At 44.6% G+C, this 16295-nt stretch carries 14 protein-coding genes; 2 read left to right on the forward strand and 12 right to left on the reverse strand.

All coding sequences use genetic code 11. The features are described 5' to 3' along the window. Positions 1-21: 21 nt before the first annotated feature. From DWW60_RS11975 to DWW60_RS11990, 4 genes are all read right to left on the reverse strand, one after another. On the reverse strand, positions 22-447 hold the full coding sequence (locus tag DWW60_RS11975) for a Fur family transcriptional regulator (protein ID WP_117875456.1): 426 nt from the start codon (positions 445-447) through the stop codon (positions 22-24). An 84-nt stretch (positions 448-531) separates the two neighbouring features. Then, a complete protein-coding gene (locus DWW60_RS11980; protein ID WP_117875457.1) occupies positions 532-1353 on the reverse strand; it encodes a class I SAM-dependent methyltransferase in 822 nt (273 codons plus the stop codon). 117 nt (positions 1354-1470) lie between these two features. Beyond that, positions 1471-2070 carry a TetR/AcrR family transcriptional regulator gene (locus tag DWW60_RS11985; protein WP_117875458.1) on the reverse strand — a complete coding sequence of 200 codons (600 nt, stop codon included), beginning with the start codon at positions 2068-2070 and terminating at the stop codon, positions 1471-1473. A gap of 59 nt (positions 2071-2129) precedes the next feature. Next, positions 2130-2681 (reverse strand): NUDIX hydrolase, encoded by a 552-nt coding sequence (locus DWW60_RS11990; protein ID WP_117875459.1) that lies wholly within the window; start codon positions 2679-2681, stop codon positions 2130-2132. Between the two features lie 445 nt (positions 2682-3126). On the opposite strand from DWW60_RS11990, the gene DWW60_RS11995 reads away from it, so the two are divergent. Continuing rightward, positions 3127-3672, forward strand: coding sequence for a type III toxin-antitoxin system ToxN/AbiQ family toxin (locus tag DWW60_RS11995; protein WP_117875460.1), 546 nt, complete (start codon positions 3127-3129; stop codon positions 3670-3672). Positions 3673-3677: 5 nt separating this feature from the next. Here DWW60_RS11995 and DWW60_RS12000 read toward each other — a convergent pair whose 3' ends face one another. Both DWW60_RS12000 and DWW60_RS12005 read right to left on the reverse strand, forming a co-directional pair. Then, on the reverse strand, positions 3678-6449 hold the full coding sequence (locus DWW60_RS12000) for an AAA family ATPase (protein WP_117875461.1): 2772 nt from the start codon (positions 6447-6449) through the stop codon (positions 3678-3680). Positions 6450-6537: 88 nt separating this feature from the next. Continuing rightward, on the reverse strand, positions 6538-7710 hold the full coding sequence (locus DWW60_RS12005) for an exonuclease SbcCD subunit D (RefSeq protein ID WP_117875462.1): 1173 nt from the start codon (positions 7708-7710) through the stop codon (positions 6538-6540). Between the two features lie 171 nt (positions 7711-7881). Between DWW60_RS12005 and DWW60_RS12010 the strand changes: the two genes are divergently transcribed. After that, entirely contained in the window at positions 7882-8400 is a 519-nt protein-coding gene (locus DWW60_RS12010) for a DUF6512 family protein (RefSeq protein ID WP_117875463.1), read from the forward strand. Here DWW60_RS12010 and DWW60_RS12015 read toward each other — a convergent pair. From DWW60_RS12015 to DWW60_RS12040, 6 genes are all read right to left on the reverse strand, one after another. Beyond that, on the reverse strand, positions 8387-8965 hold the full coding sequence (locus DWW60_RS12015) for a DUF1294 domain-containing protein (protein WP_117875464.1): 579 nt from the start codon (positions 8963-8965) through the stop codon (positions 8387-8389). The genes DWW60_RS12010 and DWW60_RS12015 overlap by 14 nt on opposite strands. A 59-nt stretch (positions 8966-9024) precedes the next feature. Then, positions 9025-11481: an ABC transporter permease gene (locus DWW60_RS12020; protein WP_243002958.1), complete on the reverse strand. Its 2457-nt coding sequence runs from the start codon at positions 11479-11481 to the stop codon at positions 9025-9027. Between the two features lie 11 nt (positions 11482-11492). After that, the gene (locus DWW60_RS12025; protein ID WP_117875466.1) at positions 11493-12254 is read right to left on the reverse strand and encodes an ABC transporter ATP-binding protein; all 762 of its coding nucleotides are present in this window, start codon (positions 12252-12254) and stop codon (positions 11493-11495) included. Positions 12255-12361: 107 nt separating this feature from the next. Further along, entirely contained in the window at positions 12362-13579 is a 1218-nt protein-coding gene (locus DWW60_RS12030) for a sensor histidine kinase (protein WP_117875467.1), read from the reverse strand. A 67-nt stretch (positions 13580-13646) separates the two neighbouring features. After that, a complete protein-coding gene (locus tag DWW60_RS12035) occupies positions 13647-14366 on the reverse strand; it encodes a response regulator transcription factor (protein WP_117875468.1) in 720 nt (239 codons plus the stop codon). A 103-nt stretch (positions 14367-14469) separates the two neighbouring features. Beyond that, the gene (locus DWW60_RS12040; RefSeq protein ID WP_117875469.1) at positions 14470-16242 is read right to left on the reverse strand and encodes a MutS-related protein; all 1773 of its coding nucleotides are present in this window, start codon (positions 16240-16242) and stop codon (positions 14470-14472) included. Positions 16243-16295 lie beyond the last annotated feature (53 nt).

Genomic DNA, 16295 nt, shown 5'->3' on the forward strand with positions numbered 1-16295 from the left:
TCTGTAACAATCCCGTTTAGCTTAGACTACAGCGACTCCACAACGTCTCTGACAATCTTTGCAAATACCACATATCGACGATCTGTCACAGTCGATCATAAATCCATACCTCTCCTGAACTCCTTTAGCTATGTGATTCATGATATCGCGGTCAATATGTATGACTCTTCCACACTTAACACACTGCATATGAAGGTGCTCGTGACAACTATGATCAGCCTTTTCCATTCTATACATACTTGAACTACCATCAGCACTCTGATACTTTATCAATTTGTCCTGGGTGACCATGCGGTCAAGATTGCGATATACGGTCGTTGTATTCGCATCTATGCCATTCTCATCCAAATACACACTTACATCAGCCACACAAAAACCTCTGTCCTGCCTCTCTGCAGCAAATGCCTCTATAGCCTGACTTATTCTCGTTTTATACTCCCTCGCCATAGTATTCCTCTTTTTTGAATTTGCAAGTCATTTGCATTTTACTGTATCATAAATGGCTTTTAACTTTATGTCAACACTTTTTTATCACTTTTCCAGCACTACTATCTTGTTAGATATATTGCTGACAAATGGTATTTTGCCAATGACTTTATATACCGGTATGAACTCAGCCATTCCTTCTACAAGACTGTGCTGTTCTATGTATCTGTATTTCGGTATGATCTCCGCCAGCTTCTTTCCATTTGGCACGCCCCAGGAAAACCTGGCATGGCTTCCATGGATGGATTTCTCCTTGATATGCTTTGCCATGAACGGAGCCATAGTCTCTACGAGCACCGTAGCATGAGTAAATTTCCTGTCTATTATGTCGAATATTTTCTTCACATCAGCTTCTGTGAGATACATCGTAAGCCCCTCTATGATGACCAGCACAGGTTCACCTGCATACTCTACCAGGTCTGCCCATTTGCCGTCCATGGCGGATTCCGCTATCTGGTACACCGGTCCGTCCTCCTGCAGGAACTTTGCCCTTACAGTCATGGTCTCCGGGAGATCAATGTTGTACCAGCCTTTATATTTACCCTCATTTCTATAGCAACGGGTGTCAAGACCACAGGCGATATTCACAACCACAGCACCCTTGTGCTTCTTCAGGAATTCTGATACAAGCTTATCAAGCACTATGGTTCTCGCTATAACTCCGCTTCCCATCGCCAGATCCTTGTCCGCCAGTGAAAAGTCATAATCCAGACTGTCCACTATCTCTATAGCCTTGCCGTCATATATGACATGATCCGGTTTTCTTGATTCTTTCGCTCTGGCATAGAGTGTCTGGAGCATCGTCTCCGGGACTCCCGTTATGTCTACCTTTGACCTGTCTGCTGTGCTGTTCTGTGTGCTAACCATTTTCTCATTTCCTCCTGCCTTTTAATTGTGCAAACGCATGAGAGGCGCTGCGCGCGGCGTTTACATAAAATATAACATTTGTCATGTTTTGTTATGTTCATAAAAATAAGAGGTTCATCATCGATGAACCTCTTTCTTTAAACTCTCTATCAACTTTTCTGTACCGCCTGTGGCATGAATGCCGATCTTTTCTGTCAGATACATTTTCTTCTCCACGTCTACATCCTCGTTCAGTATCGCCATGGCTCCCTCAAGCCGCATCTTAGCCAGCACGCGAACCAAAGTCTCATCCGGCTCGCATCCAAGCTGTGACCTGTAATATGCCGCAAATGAATGCCTCATGAACTCCTCAACCCTCTGGTGATAATTCTCATAACAGCTGCCATCAGCGCCATGCATGATGATCATTACCTCTTCCCTGTGTGCCAGAAGGAATTGCATCATGATCTTATCTGCATCTACGCCCGTAGCGGGGTTCTCAATCTCCCCCTTCATAAGTTCTCCAAGCATGGCTTCATATTGGTTCACAAGCGGTTCAAGTATCGCCTTGAACAATGCCTCCTTACTCTCAAATGAAAAGTAGAAGGCTCCGGTGGTAACTCCCGCACTATTGCATATCATTCTAAGACTTGCCCTCTGGTAACCATTTTTAAGGAATTCCTCTTTACCTGCTTTTTTCAGTTTTTCTATCGTTTCACTGCGCTTGTCGTTTTCCATAACATATGTTATGTTAGCACAAACTAACTAGTCTGGCAACATATTTTTGAAAGTTATCTCTATTTGCCATCTAGGTATCTTCGCACCGTCTCAAGGCCGCCGAGTGGCACGCAGAACTTCTGGTCATGATTCTTACATGCCTCATAAGTGTCCTCAAGATCAAACCAGCACACGCCGTCAAGCTCTTCCTTCTGTATTGTCAGATCTGCTATGTCCACCTGTTTCTGATACACGAACACAAATGCCACCTCGTTGTCCCTGAACATTCTGCCATGAAATTCCTTCTCATACCGGATCCTGAATGTTCCCGCGAAATCAAGATCTGCGGCCTCAGCTTTGATGCCAAGCTCCTCTCCGAGTTCCCTGAGTGCCGACCCCATCGGTTCATCGCCCGCCTGTATATGTCCGGCAGAGGAAGTGTCATACCTTCCGGGAAAAGAATCCTTATCTATCGACCTCTTCTGCAGAAGAACCTTATACCTTCCATTCTCTTGCTTCGCTATCCAGATATGGGCAGTCCTGTGACATATGCCTTTTGCATGTGCCTCGCTCCTCTCCACTGTGTCTCCGGTAGGGTTGCCCTGTTCGTCGCATATATCAAAAAGTTCCATTATAGTGTACCGTCCTTATTCATTCATACATGAACCATTATTGTTTATCAACTCCGATTTGTAAAGCAAACAGCTAACATTTTTCTACTATTCTACACTTTGTATACTTTTATAAACGTTTTATAAAATATCAGTAATCGCACTTGATATTGACCACTTTTTAGGATATTCTCAGATCACTATAAGTTACTAAATAAGTCAGCTCTAATTGACACTAACATTATTGAATGTTAGAATTCTTGTATGATATGATTATGGTAACCTTACCATGCGAAATGGGAACTTTAAGAGATGGGTGTTCTACCATATAAAACAAATGAACAATTTTAATATGGATGTTCTACCATACAAAATGGAACAATTTTATGGGAGCCCTACCATGCAAAAAGGTTTTTAAGAGCTGTGCATTTTAGCACAGCTCTTTTATATTCTCAGAAAGGCGATAATGGATATCCTAAATTTTTACTATATTGATTTAAAATACATAAGAAATCTGTCTCGTGCAGATGACAACGTAATGTCAGTCTCCCCTCAGGTAGGTAAGGAGAATCGACCATTTCTTGGAATAATCATTCTTATAGGTGGTCAGAAATATTGCCTCCCCCTTACCTCACCCAAAAAGAAATTTGAAAATATGAAAAGCCAGATTGATTTCATCAAAGTATTTGACCACAACAGCAAGCATCCTGAGTATTCTTCTAAAATCATAGGAATTCTCAATCTAAACAATATGATTCCAGTTAACAACTCAGTTATATCTAAGGTCAATCTGAAATTAAACCCTCACGATACCCCAGATAAAACAAAACGAAAGATTCTTATGCAGAAACAATTATCCTGGTGTCGGGATCATTCCGATACTATAATCAACAGAGCCAATAAAGTCTACTCTCTCATAACTGATTTTCCCGACAAAAATCGCAACCTTACAAAAAGATGTGTAGACTTTAATAAACTTGAGCAAATTTTATCTAAATACTCAGATGACTAAAATTCCTACACCACCAGCCTCGCCTTCGCCCTGCCGGTTCTGTCCTTTTCCACCACTATCTGCTTGTCAATCTTCTCCTTGAGTTCAGTCACGTGCGATATTATTCCCACCAGTTTGCGTCCCTCGGTCACGCTGACCAGCGCTTTGTATGCCTGTGGCAGAGTCTTTTCTGTATCAAGGGATCCAAAGCCCTCATCCACAAACATCGTATCTATCTGTATGCCGCCAGCCGAAGCCTGCACCTCATCGGAGAGTCCAAGTGCAAGGGAGAGTGATGCCATAAATGACTCGCCCCCAGAAAGAGACTTAACGTCTCGTCTGCTGCCGTTGTAATGATCCACAACACAGAGGTCAAGGCCGATCTGGCTTCGCCTGTCACTGCTGTCCGTCACACGCCCCAGTTCATACTGACCGTCTGACATCTTCAGGAATCTCAGATTTGCACGCTGAATTATCCTGTCAAAATACGACATCTGTATATACGCCTCAAGGTTTATCTTGTTCTTGCCGGATACATTTCCTGAGGCAGTGTCATAGAGCGACTTCACGCTTACATATTTCTTTTCTTTTGCCGAAAGCTCATCGGACTTTCTGCTTATATTCGCCATCGCCGTTTCATTTGCACGGATGCGGCTGTTTCCATCCTGCATGAGAAGCCTGATCCTTCCCAGTTCATCTCTCACTGCGGTTTTATCTTTCTCAAGCTTAGCAAGTTCGAGCCTCTCTGCTGATTCCAGCGTGTCTGTCAGAGCCTTTATCTGCCCCTCCAGCGTTTTAATATTCTGGATCACAGCATTATGTCTCTTCTCAGCGGCGTCAAATGAATTCTGCAGTTTCTTTGCTCTGCCAAGAATCTCGTTCATCTTCGTTTCCGCCTCACTCCGATTCCTGAATCTGAGCCCCGCGGCCAGTTCTGTCGCCTGTTCTCTGTCTGAGACAACCTTTGCCGTGAGCGCCGATATATTTCTCTCAAGATCCGCCAGCTTCACCTGCATCCCGGCAAATGCTTCTTCCTCCTGAGGAAGTTTTGCAGCAAGCTCATCCCTTCTGCTGACCCTTTTGCGTTCAGCCTCGATCTGTCTGTCAGTCTTCGCAATCTTCTCATTATAGTATCCAATATTCTTCTCAACCTTTTCCGGCAGACCGTCTATATCCTCCGGATCGTCAAATTTCTTTTCAGCCTGCTCAATAATGCTGTTTCTGATCTCCATGACACTGGCAAGCTTTATCTTTGCATCCGTAGCACTGGCATTTGCCCTGTCGCGTGCTCTGTCCGCATCCTTCTTCGCGTCCTCTAACTGCGCATCTGTCGGAGCCTCCTTTGGCAGCAATGCAAGGAGTTTGTGCTCCGTCGCACCACACACAGGGCACGCCTGTCCCTCCTTCAGATCCTTTGCAAGGATTCCCGCCTGGGCATTCCTGTAGAGCGTGCTCATATGCTCATACATATCCTGTTTTCTGGTATACATATCATTATCAAACAGATACTGCTTCTGTGCTTTGTCCACCGCCTGTTTTCTTCTGCTGTATTCCATGAGCAGTCTGCTTATGCCATTCAGATAGTCAACAGCGTCAGCCATCTTCTCCCTCGATGCCGTGATTGCAACTATTTTCTCCCCCGCATCCGCAAGCTGTGTCTGTTCCAGTCTCAGCTTTTCTATGCTCTTCTGTTTGTCTGTCACAATCATTCTGCCCTTCTCTGCCTGTTCATTTTGCCTTTGTAGGAGCTGTTCCTCGTCTGCAATATTTTTTCGCTTCTCGTCCAGTTTCTCATAGTTTGGAAGCTCGTTATTTATAACTGCTGCCTGCCTTTGGAGCTCTTCCGTTTCTGGGCGCGCTTCCTTTGTCCTGTTTAACTCTGCCTCAGCAGCAGTTCTGTCATTCTGTACATTTGCAAGCTCCAAATGTGCCTTTTCAAGCTGCACTCTGGCTTTCTCTGTCTGCTGTGCCTTGCCTATCAGCGTGTCAAGTTCCCCGACCCGGGTCTCAAGTGTACCTATCTGCTTTTCATATGAATCTGTTCTTGCCTTCTCCGTTACAATAAGCTTTCCGATGAGTGTGATCACCTCATCAATTGGCATCTGGCCGTCCTTCGCCTTTTGAACACTGAGCCCAAAAGGGTCATCCTCTCCGCAGACTATCCCGGATATATACTGCTCTATACTCTTCTTCATATCGTCGCGTTCACTCTGAAGCCTTCTCGTCTCATCCTGAAGACGCTTCTGCAGAACAAAATACCTTGATGTGTGAAAAAGCTTGCTGAATATCTTCTGTCTGTCCCCGGACTCCGCCACCAACAGTTCCTTGAACTCACCCTGAGCAAGCATGGATATCTGCGAAAACTGCTCTCTGTCCACACCCAACAATTCCTGAAGATATGAATTTACCTTCGTTCTGTTGGCAATGACCAAGTCATCCGGCAGATACAGTTCTGCAGCCGCATCCTGCAGGGTAGTTCCCTCACCTTTTTTCTTACGTCTCTCATAGGAAGGATTTCTTTTAACTCTGTAAGTCTTCCCCATATGATCAAATGTCAGTTCAACGTAGGTATCTGTGTCCACATCGGCATACGTTGATCTCATCATCCTCGCATCGCGGCTCGCTCCGCTCGGCTCATCATACAGCGCATAACAGATGGCATCGAATATCGTGGTCTTTCCCGCACCTGTATCCCCAGTCACAAGATACAAGCCTTCAGCCCCAAGCTGGGCCATGTCAAGCATCTGGACTCCCGCATATGGTCCAAATGCCGACATCGTAAGATTAAGTGGTCTCATAATCGCTCCTCTCTTTCACAATGTATCGCCCCTCTCGCCTCTGCGAGCGGGGCAGGTCGTCGGAGCGCATTTGAGTTATTCGCTTCGCTCATAAGCGCTCCTCCTTCCATACAGAGTCTATAATATCCTGAACAAAACTCCTCTGTTCATCGCTCATTTCCTGGTTGTTCTGCTTCTCATACAACTCTCCAAACAGATCTATAGGCTTTTTCCCTTCAAGCACAGCACCATCGTCTATCGTCTGTGTCACACGGGTTCTGGTGTTGTCGTATCCAAGCTTCATCACATTTGGATAGACCGTTCTGAGTTTTCCCAAAGCATCCGGCACGTCATCCTCGTCCGTGAGAACCACATACAGATAATCATCCACAGCCGTCCCCTCATAGTTTCGCCTGTCCATCAGCTCGTCAAATGTTCCCTTTACCTCGCGCAGCTCATGCATTGGAACAAGTGGAACAGTCCTTATCTCTATTTTTTTGTTCTCAGGTATGTCAACAACCGTCACCGATTTGGTGTGGTTAGCCTCCGAAAGTGAGTACTTAAGTGGTGTGCCACAGTATCTGACAGTCTCCCTGCCCACCTTCTGCGGCCCATGTATATGCCCCAGCGCCACATAGTCAAATGAGTCAAATACCGATACATCCACATTGTCCAGTCCGCCCACATTCTCCTCCGACTCTGAGCGCACAGCCCCGGTTACAAACTGATGGGCAACCAGTATATTTGTCGCTTTCTCATCTACATCCATATGCTCTACCGCCACACGGCAGGCATCCGTGTAATCATTTATATCATCCGCCTCATCAGGGAACACCGATCTGACCATTGCCGGCTTCACAAATGGCAGCATGTATATGTTCACCATCTGTCCTTTTCCATCCTCCAGCTTATATGGTCTGACCAACCCATCTCCCATCATGGCTATCTGTGCCGAATCATATACCGGCGATATATGGATTCCACTGAGATCAATCAGACTTGATGCAAATGCCAGCTTGGCCGCCGAATCATGGTTGCCGCTGATGATATATACTTGCAGCTTTCTCTTTGCAAGCGAAGTCAGGAAGCTGTCCAGCAGTTTCACCGCCTCCTCGCTCGGCACAGACTTATCATATACATCCCCGGCTATGATGACTCCATCCGGCTGCTCATCATCGATGATGCACAGTATTTCTTTTAATATATACTCCTGATCCTCCAGCATGGAAAATTCATTTACACGCTTTCCTATGTGAAGATCAGATAAATGGATCAAACGCATATGTACTTCCCCTTTAAACAAAACATTCGTTGAAATAATTATAACATCACCGACAATATATCCCAATTATGTTTATCTTAATTTCGTTGATTTCGGTTTCTCCGCTACATGAAATACCATATTCGTCATATACTATGTAATATAGTACTAGTTTTCATCGGAGAACGCTCTATGGCAACTACTAACAAACTCAATTTTTTTCGTTTTTTCTTCATATCGATCCTTGGAGTGCTGCTGCATTTCACCTACGAGTGGTCAAATGACAATCCCGCTGTCGGACTATTCTCAGCAGTGAACGAATCAACCTGGGAACACCTAAAACTTATATTCTTCCCAATGCTCCTGCTGACAATGATTGAATTTCTCTGGGATCATATAAAAGATAAGCCCCTGCCGGAACATTATCTTCCAGCAAGGACTGTCGGTATCCTGTCAGGTATGGCATTCATTGTGGTCGGTTTCTACACTCTAAATGGTGTACTGGGCAGGAATTATGAGTTTCTGAATATCGCACTTTATTTCGCTGGGGTTGTATATGCATTGCACACCGAAAACAGATTAGAATCCAGGCAAATGTGCATAAACGACTACGTTTCCATGACTATCCTGGCAATTCTCGCGGTTGCATTCTTTGCATTTACCAACTATCCGCCTGAACTGGGGATATTTGCGGATCCTACAACAGATTAACCACACACATCAAAAGCACCACCTGCATTACAAGTATAAGTGGCACTCCAACCGAGAAATAATTCTTCCTTATCTTATGCCTGAACACCACCATTCCAAGCAGAGCACCGATACTTCCACCGGCAAATGCCATGCCGAGCAGTACAGCTATGGGTATCCTGTATCCGCCCTTGACCGCTCTGTATTTGTCAATTCCGAACATGACAAATGTTACAACACTCACTGCCGCAACGAACCACAACGTCCATCTGTATTCCACAAACACATCCCAGAATGCAAAGTTCAATTTGCCCGCAGGTCTGAGCTTCCAAGTCATGAACACCGCCAGCTCTATCACACACACGCACACAGTAAACACTCTAAGCATCATATTCGTCTTGGATGCAGTTCTGTCACACAACGCAAATGCAATTATCATGCCAGGCGCACCACCGGCAATGGCTATGATTCCCAACAGAACACTGAGTGCCTTATGGCTTGTTCTCCTGCGCTTTGCCGCTGTCACCCCGTCGAGGACAGCTCCCAGTATATTTATACATATCAGATATATGATCAGCTTATCCATTATATATACCCACCTTGTCTACTGACATTGTATACATAGTTCCACTCTCCTATATACTTCTACTGATCTGCGATGAGCACCTGCGGCTGAACCTTTCTGATGTTCCCCGCTCTGATAAATGCTACCACAGAGAATAACACGCTCATAAATACCAATGGTATAACCAGTGATATCACGCTTGTACTTAAATTAAAACTGTATATTCCAAATGATTCAAATCCTGCCTTGAAGAATGGCTTGCTGACGATAAGTGCAAGAACTATACCAAGCAGCGAACCCACAACTGCCGTCACGATAAAGCGGACCGCAAGCTGGCATCTGAGCCTGAAGGATGTAAATCCAAGTGCCTTATATATTCCGATATCCTTCTGCTCACGCATGAGAACCTTGCCACAGACGATTATGACCGTGACTATCACGAATACAGCCCCCAACATATATGTGAGCAATGTGAGTCCCTGTATTGCAATGTTGACTGTACCCGCCACTCCTTCAAAATCATCCTTTGCTGAATGTATTGAATACGTGATGCCCTGATTATCGCCATATCTCTTATCTATCTCCTGGATTATCGCATCACATTCATCAGTATTGTCAAGATCATAACATATTCCTTTGCCGCTCCATTCCTCTTCATCTGAACTGCTTTTGGCAGCTCCACTGACACCAGACTCACTTACGGTCTCTTCGTGGGCAAACTTACTATATGCAGCCTTACTAATTGCAAAGTTCTTGCCCATATCATTTGCCGAATCGTATATGCCGGATATCACCATCTTCCTTGCCACGCCGCCGCGCTTGACTGTGACTGTGTCACCTACGTTCATGTGAAATCCATCAGCCACATACTGGGTTATCAGCACTTCATTGTCATATGTGCAGGTTCTTCCCTTTCTTATCGTGTTGATCATATCAGGGTCCTCCACTATATAACAATACATCTGCACATCATCGAACAGAAGGTACTCGCTGAACATTTGATATTTTCTATACGCTGTGTGTTCTGATATAACATTCTCTATATCCTTCTGCGTATCCTCATCGACAAACGAAGCAGTCAGGTCATACTTCGTGACTGAAAACATATCCACCAGCATATTCTGTGAATTAAACCAGCGCATCATATCGTTCATAAGTATCATGAACATGGCAAGTATAGCAGTCACTATGATGGCTGCGGCATACTGTTTCTTCCCAGATATAAACTGTCTGTATGCAAGACTCACACCAAGTTTCTTGCCTGAGACCGGAAGCTTCAGAACGCTTGAGAAATGCACACTGCCCCGTCCGCCTCTTATCGCCTTTATAGGTGTGGCCTCGGATATTCTCCTTGTCTTCAACATGATAAATGCTGCTACCAGAAGCAGTATCGCCAATATGACACACAGCACAAGTCCTACATTAATATCAGACGGAACTTCAAGTCCTGAAGAAGATCTTGTGGCACTATTTATAATTTTTAGTATCGGAATGGCCAGTGGTATTCCAGCAAACAGTCCAGCCGCCACAGTGCACATATACCCGGCAAGCAACGCCAGCTTCACCGATGCATTTGTCATTCCGACCGCTTTGAGTATTCCTATGTTAACAAAATCCATCTCTATGCTGCTGCCGATGTTGTGTCCTAGAACTATCATAGCCGCCACTAGAAGCAGCACAACAAATATAAGCAGCACCGCGGAGAATACCTTTGTCATAAGAAGCATGTAACTTCCCGCCTGCTCCTTTGATAAAGTTATCCAGCAATATGACGCGAAATCACTCACATTATTCAGTTCTCTCTCAAACTCCATCTCCGTGAGGTCCAGGCCCGGCTTTTTATCTATTATGATAAGCTTTGACAATTCAAAGGATCTCTTGTCATCTTCCAGTCCGCTTCTATTATCTTCCGCAGCCTTTGCCTTGAGATCCGCAAAATCCTCATCTGAGATCAATATCGTCTTTATTCCCATGACCGAAGATCCCATATATGGATCCTCGAAAAATGACGCAACTCTGAAGGTATAAGAACCGTTATCATTGCCCAGCTCGACTGTATCACCAATCTTGCAGTCATACATACCTATGAAACTGAACGGCACACTTACCTCACCTTTTTCAAGCCGGCGATCTGTCATTTTGTTATCCACATCATACTGATCATATGTGAGCACGCTGTCTGTATCATTCAAAACGAAGCTGCTGTTTCCGCCTTTTCCATTGCAGTCCTTAAGCAGCAGATATACAACATCTGCTGCTTTCACTTCCTGCACCGCATCACATTTGCCAATATTCTTTATTATCTTGTCTGCACTTGTTCCATAGGCATCCAGCCTGTTCTCCCCATAAAGTGCGGCAAGCATACCTCCATAACCAACCTCTTCCATAGCTTCCGAATCATGCCTTATGGAATTCGTGTAGTAAGAAAGCACTGAACAGAATGCCAGAGAAATGATAAGCATAAGCACGAACACACTTATATGCACGCCCTTGTTTCTTCTCATATTTCCTCGAAGCACCATCATGATATATCTCATCCCGGCACCTCCTACCACTGCATGGAACCAAGCCATGCATCTATCTGGCTCTCACGGCTCTTGCGATCTTCTTCAATATATTGTGACAGCTTCAGCTCACCTATGATCCTTCCATCCTCTATGTAGATGATCCTGTTCGCCCTGATAGCAGCCCTCACATCGTGGGTAACCATGAGTATGCTCTGTCCCTCCACGTTGAGCTCGGTGAGAAGGTCCAGCACATCCTGGGTATTTCTGCGGTTTAATGCGCCTGTCGGCTCATCCGCGAAAAGGATACCCGGACTGTTGATGACCGCTCTGGCAATAGCGCCCCTCTGTGCCTCTCCGCCGGACACCTGTGCAGGAAGTCGGTCAGCAGCACTTTCTATATTCATCTTTTTTATGAGTTCATCAGCCCTGTTTTCAGTCTCTTTTGTTCTCGTATCCTTATTCATATACCCCGGCACAAGTATGTTCTCTCTAATGCTGAGGTTACTAACAAGATGTATCTGCTGAAACACAAATCCAAACTCATACACCCTGAGTTCTGCCATGCGCTTCTCATTATATTCTGTTATATCCTCGTCATCATATATGACCTTTCCCGAAGTCGGTCTGTCCATCCCGGACAGACTGTAAAGCAGTGTGGATTTTCCCGAGCCTGACGCTCCCATGATGACTGTAAAATCTCCCTTATAGATATCCAGATCCATGTTGTTGAGCACATGATTCTGCACGCCCTCACTGGAAAAGCTTTTGCAAAGGTCTCTTGCCTGAAGTATTATATCTGCCATTTTTCTCTCCTTTTTATAGTTGTAGCACGGGGGCATTCAGACATCCTCTACAGATCTTCACCTCGCCACCGTGCTACAACCATATCACCCTATTTATTAACAAGTCCTTAACAAACCTTTCTTGCTGCAAAATATAACACTGCCTCCAGGCCATCAGCATGATTTACAAGTTCCACATCTCCGCCCATTCTGTCCATGAGATAATGGACAATAAATAGTCCAAGGCCCGCTCCAGGTTCATCACCGGAGTTTTCCCCTCGATAAAACTTCTCATATATGAACGGCATATCCTTATCCGGAATTCCTGTTCCATGATCCTTTATGGACAGACTGTATATCATATCAGCGCCGCCCACATGGACATTTCTTGGAAGTTTTTCGGGCGATATACATTCCGTAACAATACTTATCTCCGTGTCTCTGGCATACTTAGAGGCATTTGACAGTATATTTTCTATCACCTGAACTACTCTTCCCGAATCTGAATGCTCAAGCACTGCCTCGGTTATATCTCCATTCACCACGATATTCATACCAAGTCCTATATCTGACAGGACCTGTTCCATCAGAGGTTTTATCTCAACCTCATCACTCTTCACCACCAGTCTGTCCAGATCATGCAAGGAATGAATAAACATGTCATTCGTTATGGACGTCACCTCATCACATTTCTTCATGATGACCGACGCATACCTCTCCCTGCGCTCCTGGGTGGCATCCATATTCATGACCAATGCCTCCGCATATCCTCTTATGGATGCGATCGGAGTCTTTATATCATGTGACAGCGTGGCTATAACTGTCTTGTTGTTCTCTATCGCTTCCTGCTCTCTACGCCTTGCATGCACTATCTCCGTTCTCATATGGTCAAATGCCCACGTGAAGCTTCCGAACATATTTACCCGTCTGTACTTAAGTTCGGTGTCCATATCCCCTGCTGCCAGATGTGATGCATAATCCTCCAGCTCGTCAAATGGCCTGAGAACACACACGTATATGTACAGGAATAATACAATCACAACACACAAGACAACAATATACATGATCACTATATTCCTAAGTCCTGACTTGCCGGTATCTATCTTTTGTTCCCTGAGTTCATTCATTACAGCGTCAAGCTTTTCGTCAGCATCTGTGGATCCCGAATCATACAGTTGTTTCACTTCATTCAGTTCCACTATATACTGCCCATATTCATCATCTTTTATCCGCCGTGTCTCGTCCTGCTTCTCCCTGTAGAACAGCCAGCCAAAAACTATGGTTATGGCGCACATGAACACGATCAGCATTTTTATTATATTGTTTCTTACTGAATATCGTTTCATATAAACTCCCTATAGCTGCCAAGTGGACATCCACATTACAAGCTCATATTATCCTCACTGTCTTTGTCTATTCACTATCTCCCAGCACATATCCCGTTCCCCATACCGTACGGATAAGCTGCGGATGTGACGGATCTGTCTCAAGCTTTTCTCTGAGCCACCTCACATGCACCGCAACCGTGGATGGCTCCACATCACTGTACAGCCCCCACACGGCACTCATGATCTGTTCCTTGGACAATACCCTGCCTCTGTTCTCCACCATGTATACAAGCAGGTCAAATTCCTTCGGCTTCATATCCACATTACTTTTGTTTCTGCCCACAGTCCGTGCGTGCCTGTTGATCTCTATCTCGTTCCCGTCTGTGTTCAGGGTCAACATCTCAGACTTATTGTCATCAACACCATAAGTTCTCCTGAGTATCGAACGGATACGAGACATAAGCTCTTTCAGTGAATACGGCTTTGCGATATAGTCATCTCCACCCATATCAAGGCCATTCACCTTGTCATCCTCACTCGTCCTTGCACTTGCAAATATGATTGGCACCTGCGAAGTATGCCTGAGTTCTTTACAGAATGAGAAACCTGTACCATCGGGAAGATTGATATCCAGAAGTATGAGATCACATTTGTTATCTGTCAGCACTTCATATGCATCGTCTATGCTGGCTGCGTACAGAAAAGCATAGCCGTTGTCCTCCAGCATATCCTGTATCAGCATAGACAGATCAGCGTCATCATCCACTATAAGTACTGTTCTCTTGTCTGTATGCTTTTCTGTCATCCTATACCCTCCAATATCTTCACTGTAGACAATTCATATTATATGACTCTAAACCGCCCACATATCGTCTGTAATATCATCCGCAAGCAGTGCATACAGCCAACTATTTTTCTTTATTCACCAGCATGTCATATGTAACACCATATTTCTCCGCTATGTCACTGGCATATGATTTACCAGCAGGTGGCGTTATCTCTATCTTGTATGATCTCTTAGCACCTTCATTATGTACGACCAGTGAGTAAGCCTTTCCCGCTCCCACTGCTCGTCCCTCATTCATTGCATCCACATCAAAGCCCAACTTATGCATATGCGTGTTGTATATCGTTCTCGTTCCCTTTGTCAGAATCGCTCTCACGGAATCCCTGGCTATATAATAGCCCTCCTCAAATGACGTAGTTGAAAATGTCTCATTGAGAAGTATGAGACTGCGATCATTCGCACCGTCAAATATCTCCCTGAATCTCTTACACTCCTCACCAAGTCTTCCAAGATCCAGGGTCTTGTCTTCGTCAGCAGGGAAATGTGTAAATACGCAGTCCACCGGAGCAAATTCAAATTCATCACCCGGGATATATATACCACCCTGAGCCAGTACAAAAAGCTGACCTATCGTCTGGGTTATGGTCGTCTTTCCACCCCTATTTGCTCCTGTCAGAATATACACTCTGTGCTCGCTGTCAAAGTCCAGATCATTGGTCACTATGTGCTCCGACTCCTCCGTGTCAAATGCCGCAAGCTTGATATTGTATATGCCACGAGCCTTCATATAATATCTGCTCTTTGAATCGTCCTCCTCGGAAATATCTGCGTTCGGCTGATATGCAGAGTTCACAACCTTTGCCTTGGAAAATGCTGCGCCGCGTTTCTGCAGTTTTTCTATGTACTCAGCCCATCTTATATAGTATGTAAGCTCCGGTATGAGATCCGTCATGTCAGTTATGGTAATCGACACATACTTATTTAACGTCTCCCTCATTCTCTTTACAATTCTTGTTATGAGCTTGGTGACTACCCTGTCTGTATACCTCGTAATGTCTTTAGATTTGTCAGAATCAGGAATACCAACAATTCCTGCCGCCAAGTTATTTGCACCTCCAGTTACCACTCTTCCCTGAAGTTCCTGCTGAAATTTGGATAATGCTTCATTTACCGCATCTAACGGCTGAAATCTGAAGTCACTCTTAGCGTCGAGGTTGTCACTTATCTTATCTCTGGACATCAAATGACCGTAGAAATTGCTCAGCACACCGCCCCTCGTAAATTGCTTACTATTTACAGATATCAAGCCAACGCCATCAGCCTCATATCTGCTGTTCAGATTAACTCCTATAGTTATACTTCGAACCTCACCACTCACCTTTTTCAGCTCTGATATGTCCTTCTTCAGCTCACTGAAACCGTTGTCCTCATATATATTCTGAACATACTCCTTAAGACCTGTAAATCCCTCGGAATGCAAGTTTTTATCCTTCAGGCAGGAATATAACGAATCTACGCATTCTATGTAATCGCCTATCTCATCAAGTCTGTGCATAAGATCCCATATACCTGAATTCTCATCATAATCGCGTTTAAAGCTGCCGTAATCCTTGAGAAAGCTTATCTTCCCAAGAATCTCCATCATGTCGTCTCTGAGTTTTTTATTTCCAATTATGTCGTCAAACACACCACCTCTGTACTTTGTAACAGATGGATCTGCATATATTCGTGACATAACTCCCATTATATAATTCTGTTCAGACTCATTTGCCGACAGTTGTCTGCATATCATATCAAGCCCAAGGTCATGCATGACCACAGGGCTCAGTGCCCTAAATGAATACTCACCATCCGGTACCAGAAGACTGTATTTTCCTGTTGTATTTTTCCCCATATCTACACCTTTCAAGTAATGCCTAAAGCCTGTCAATCCAGCTCATACCATAT

Source organism: Coprococcus sp. AF16-22 (assembly GCF_003461545.1).
Taxonomy (GTDB): Bacteria; Bacillota; Clostridia; order Lachnospirales; family Lachnospiraceae; genus Coprococcus; species Coprococcus aceti.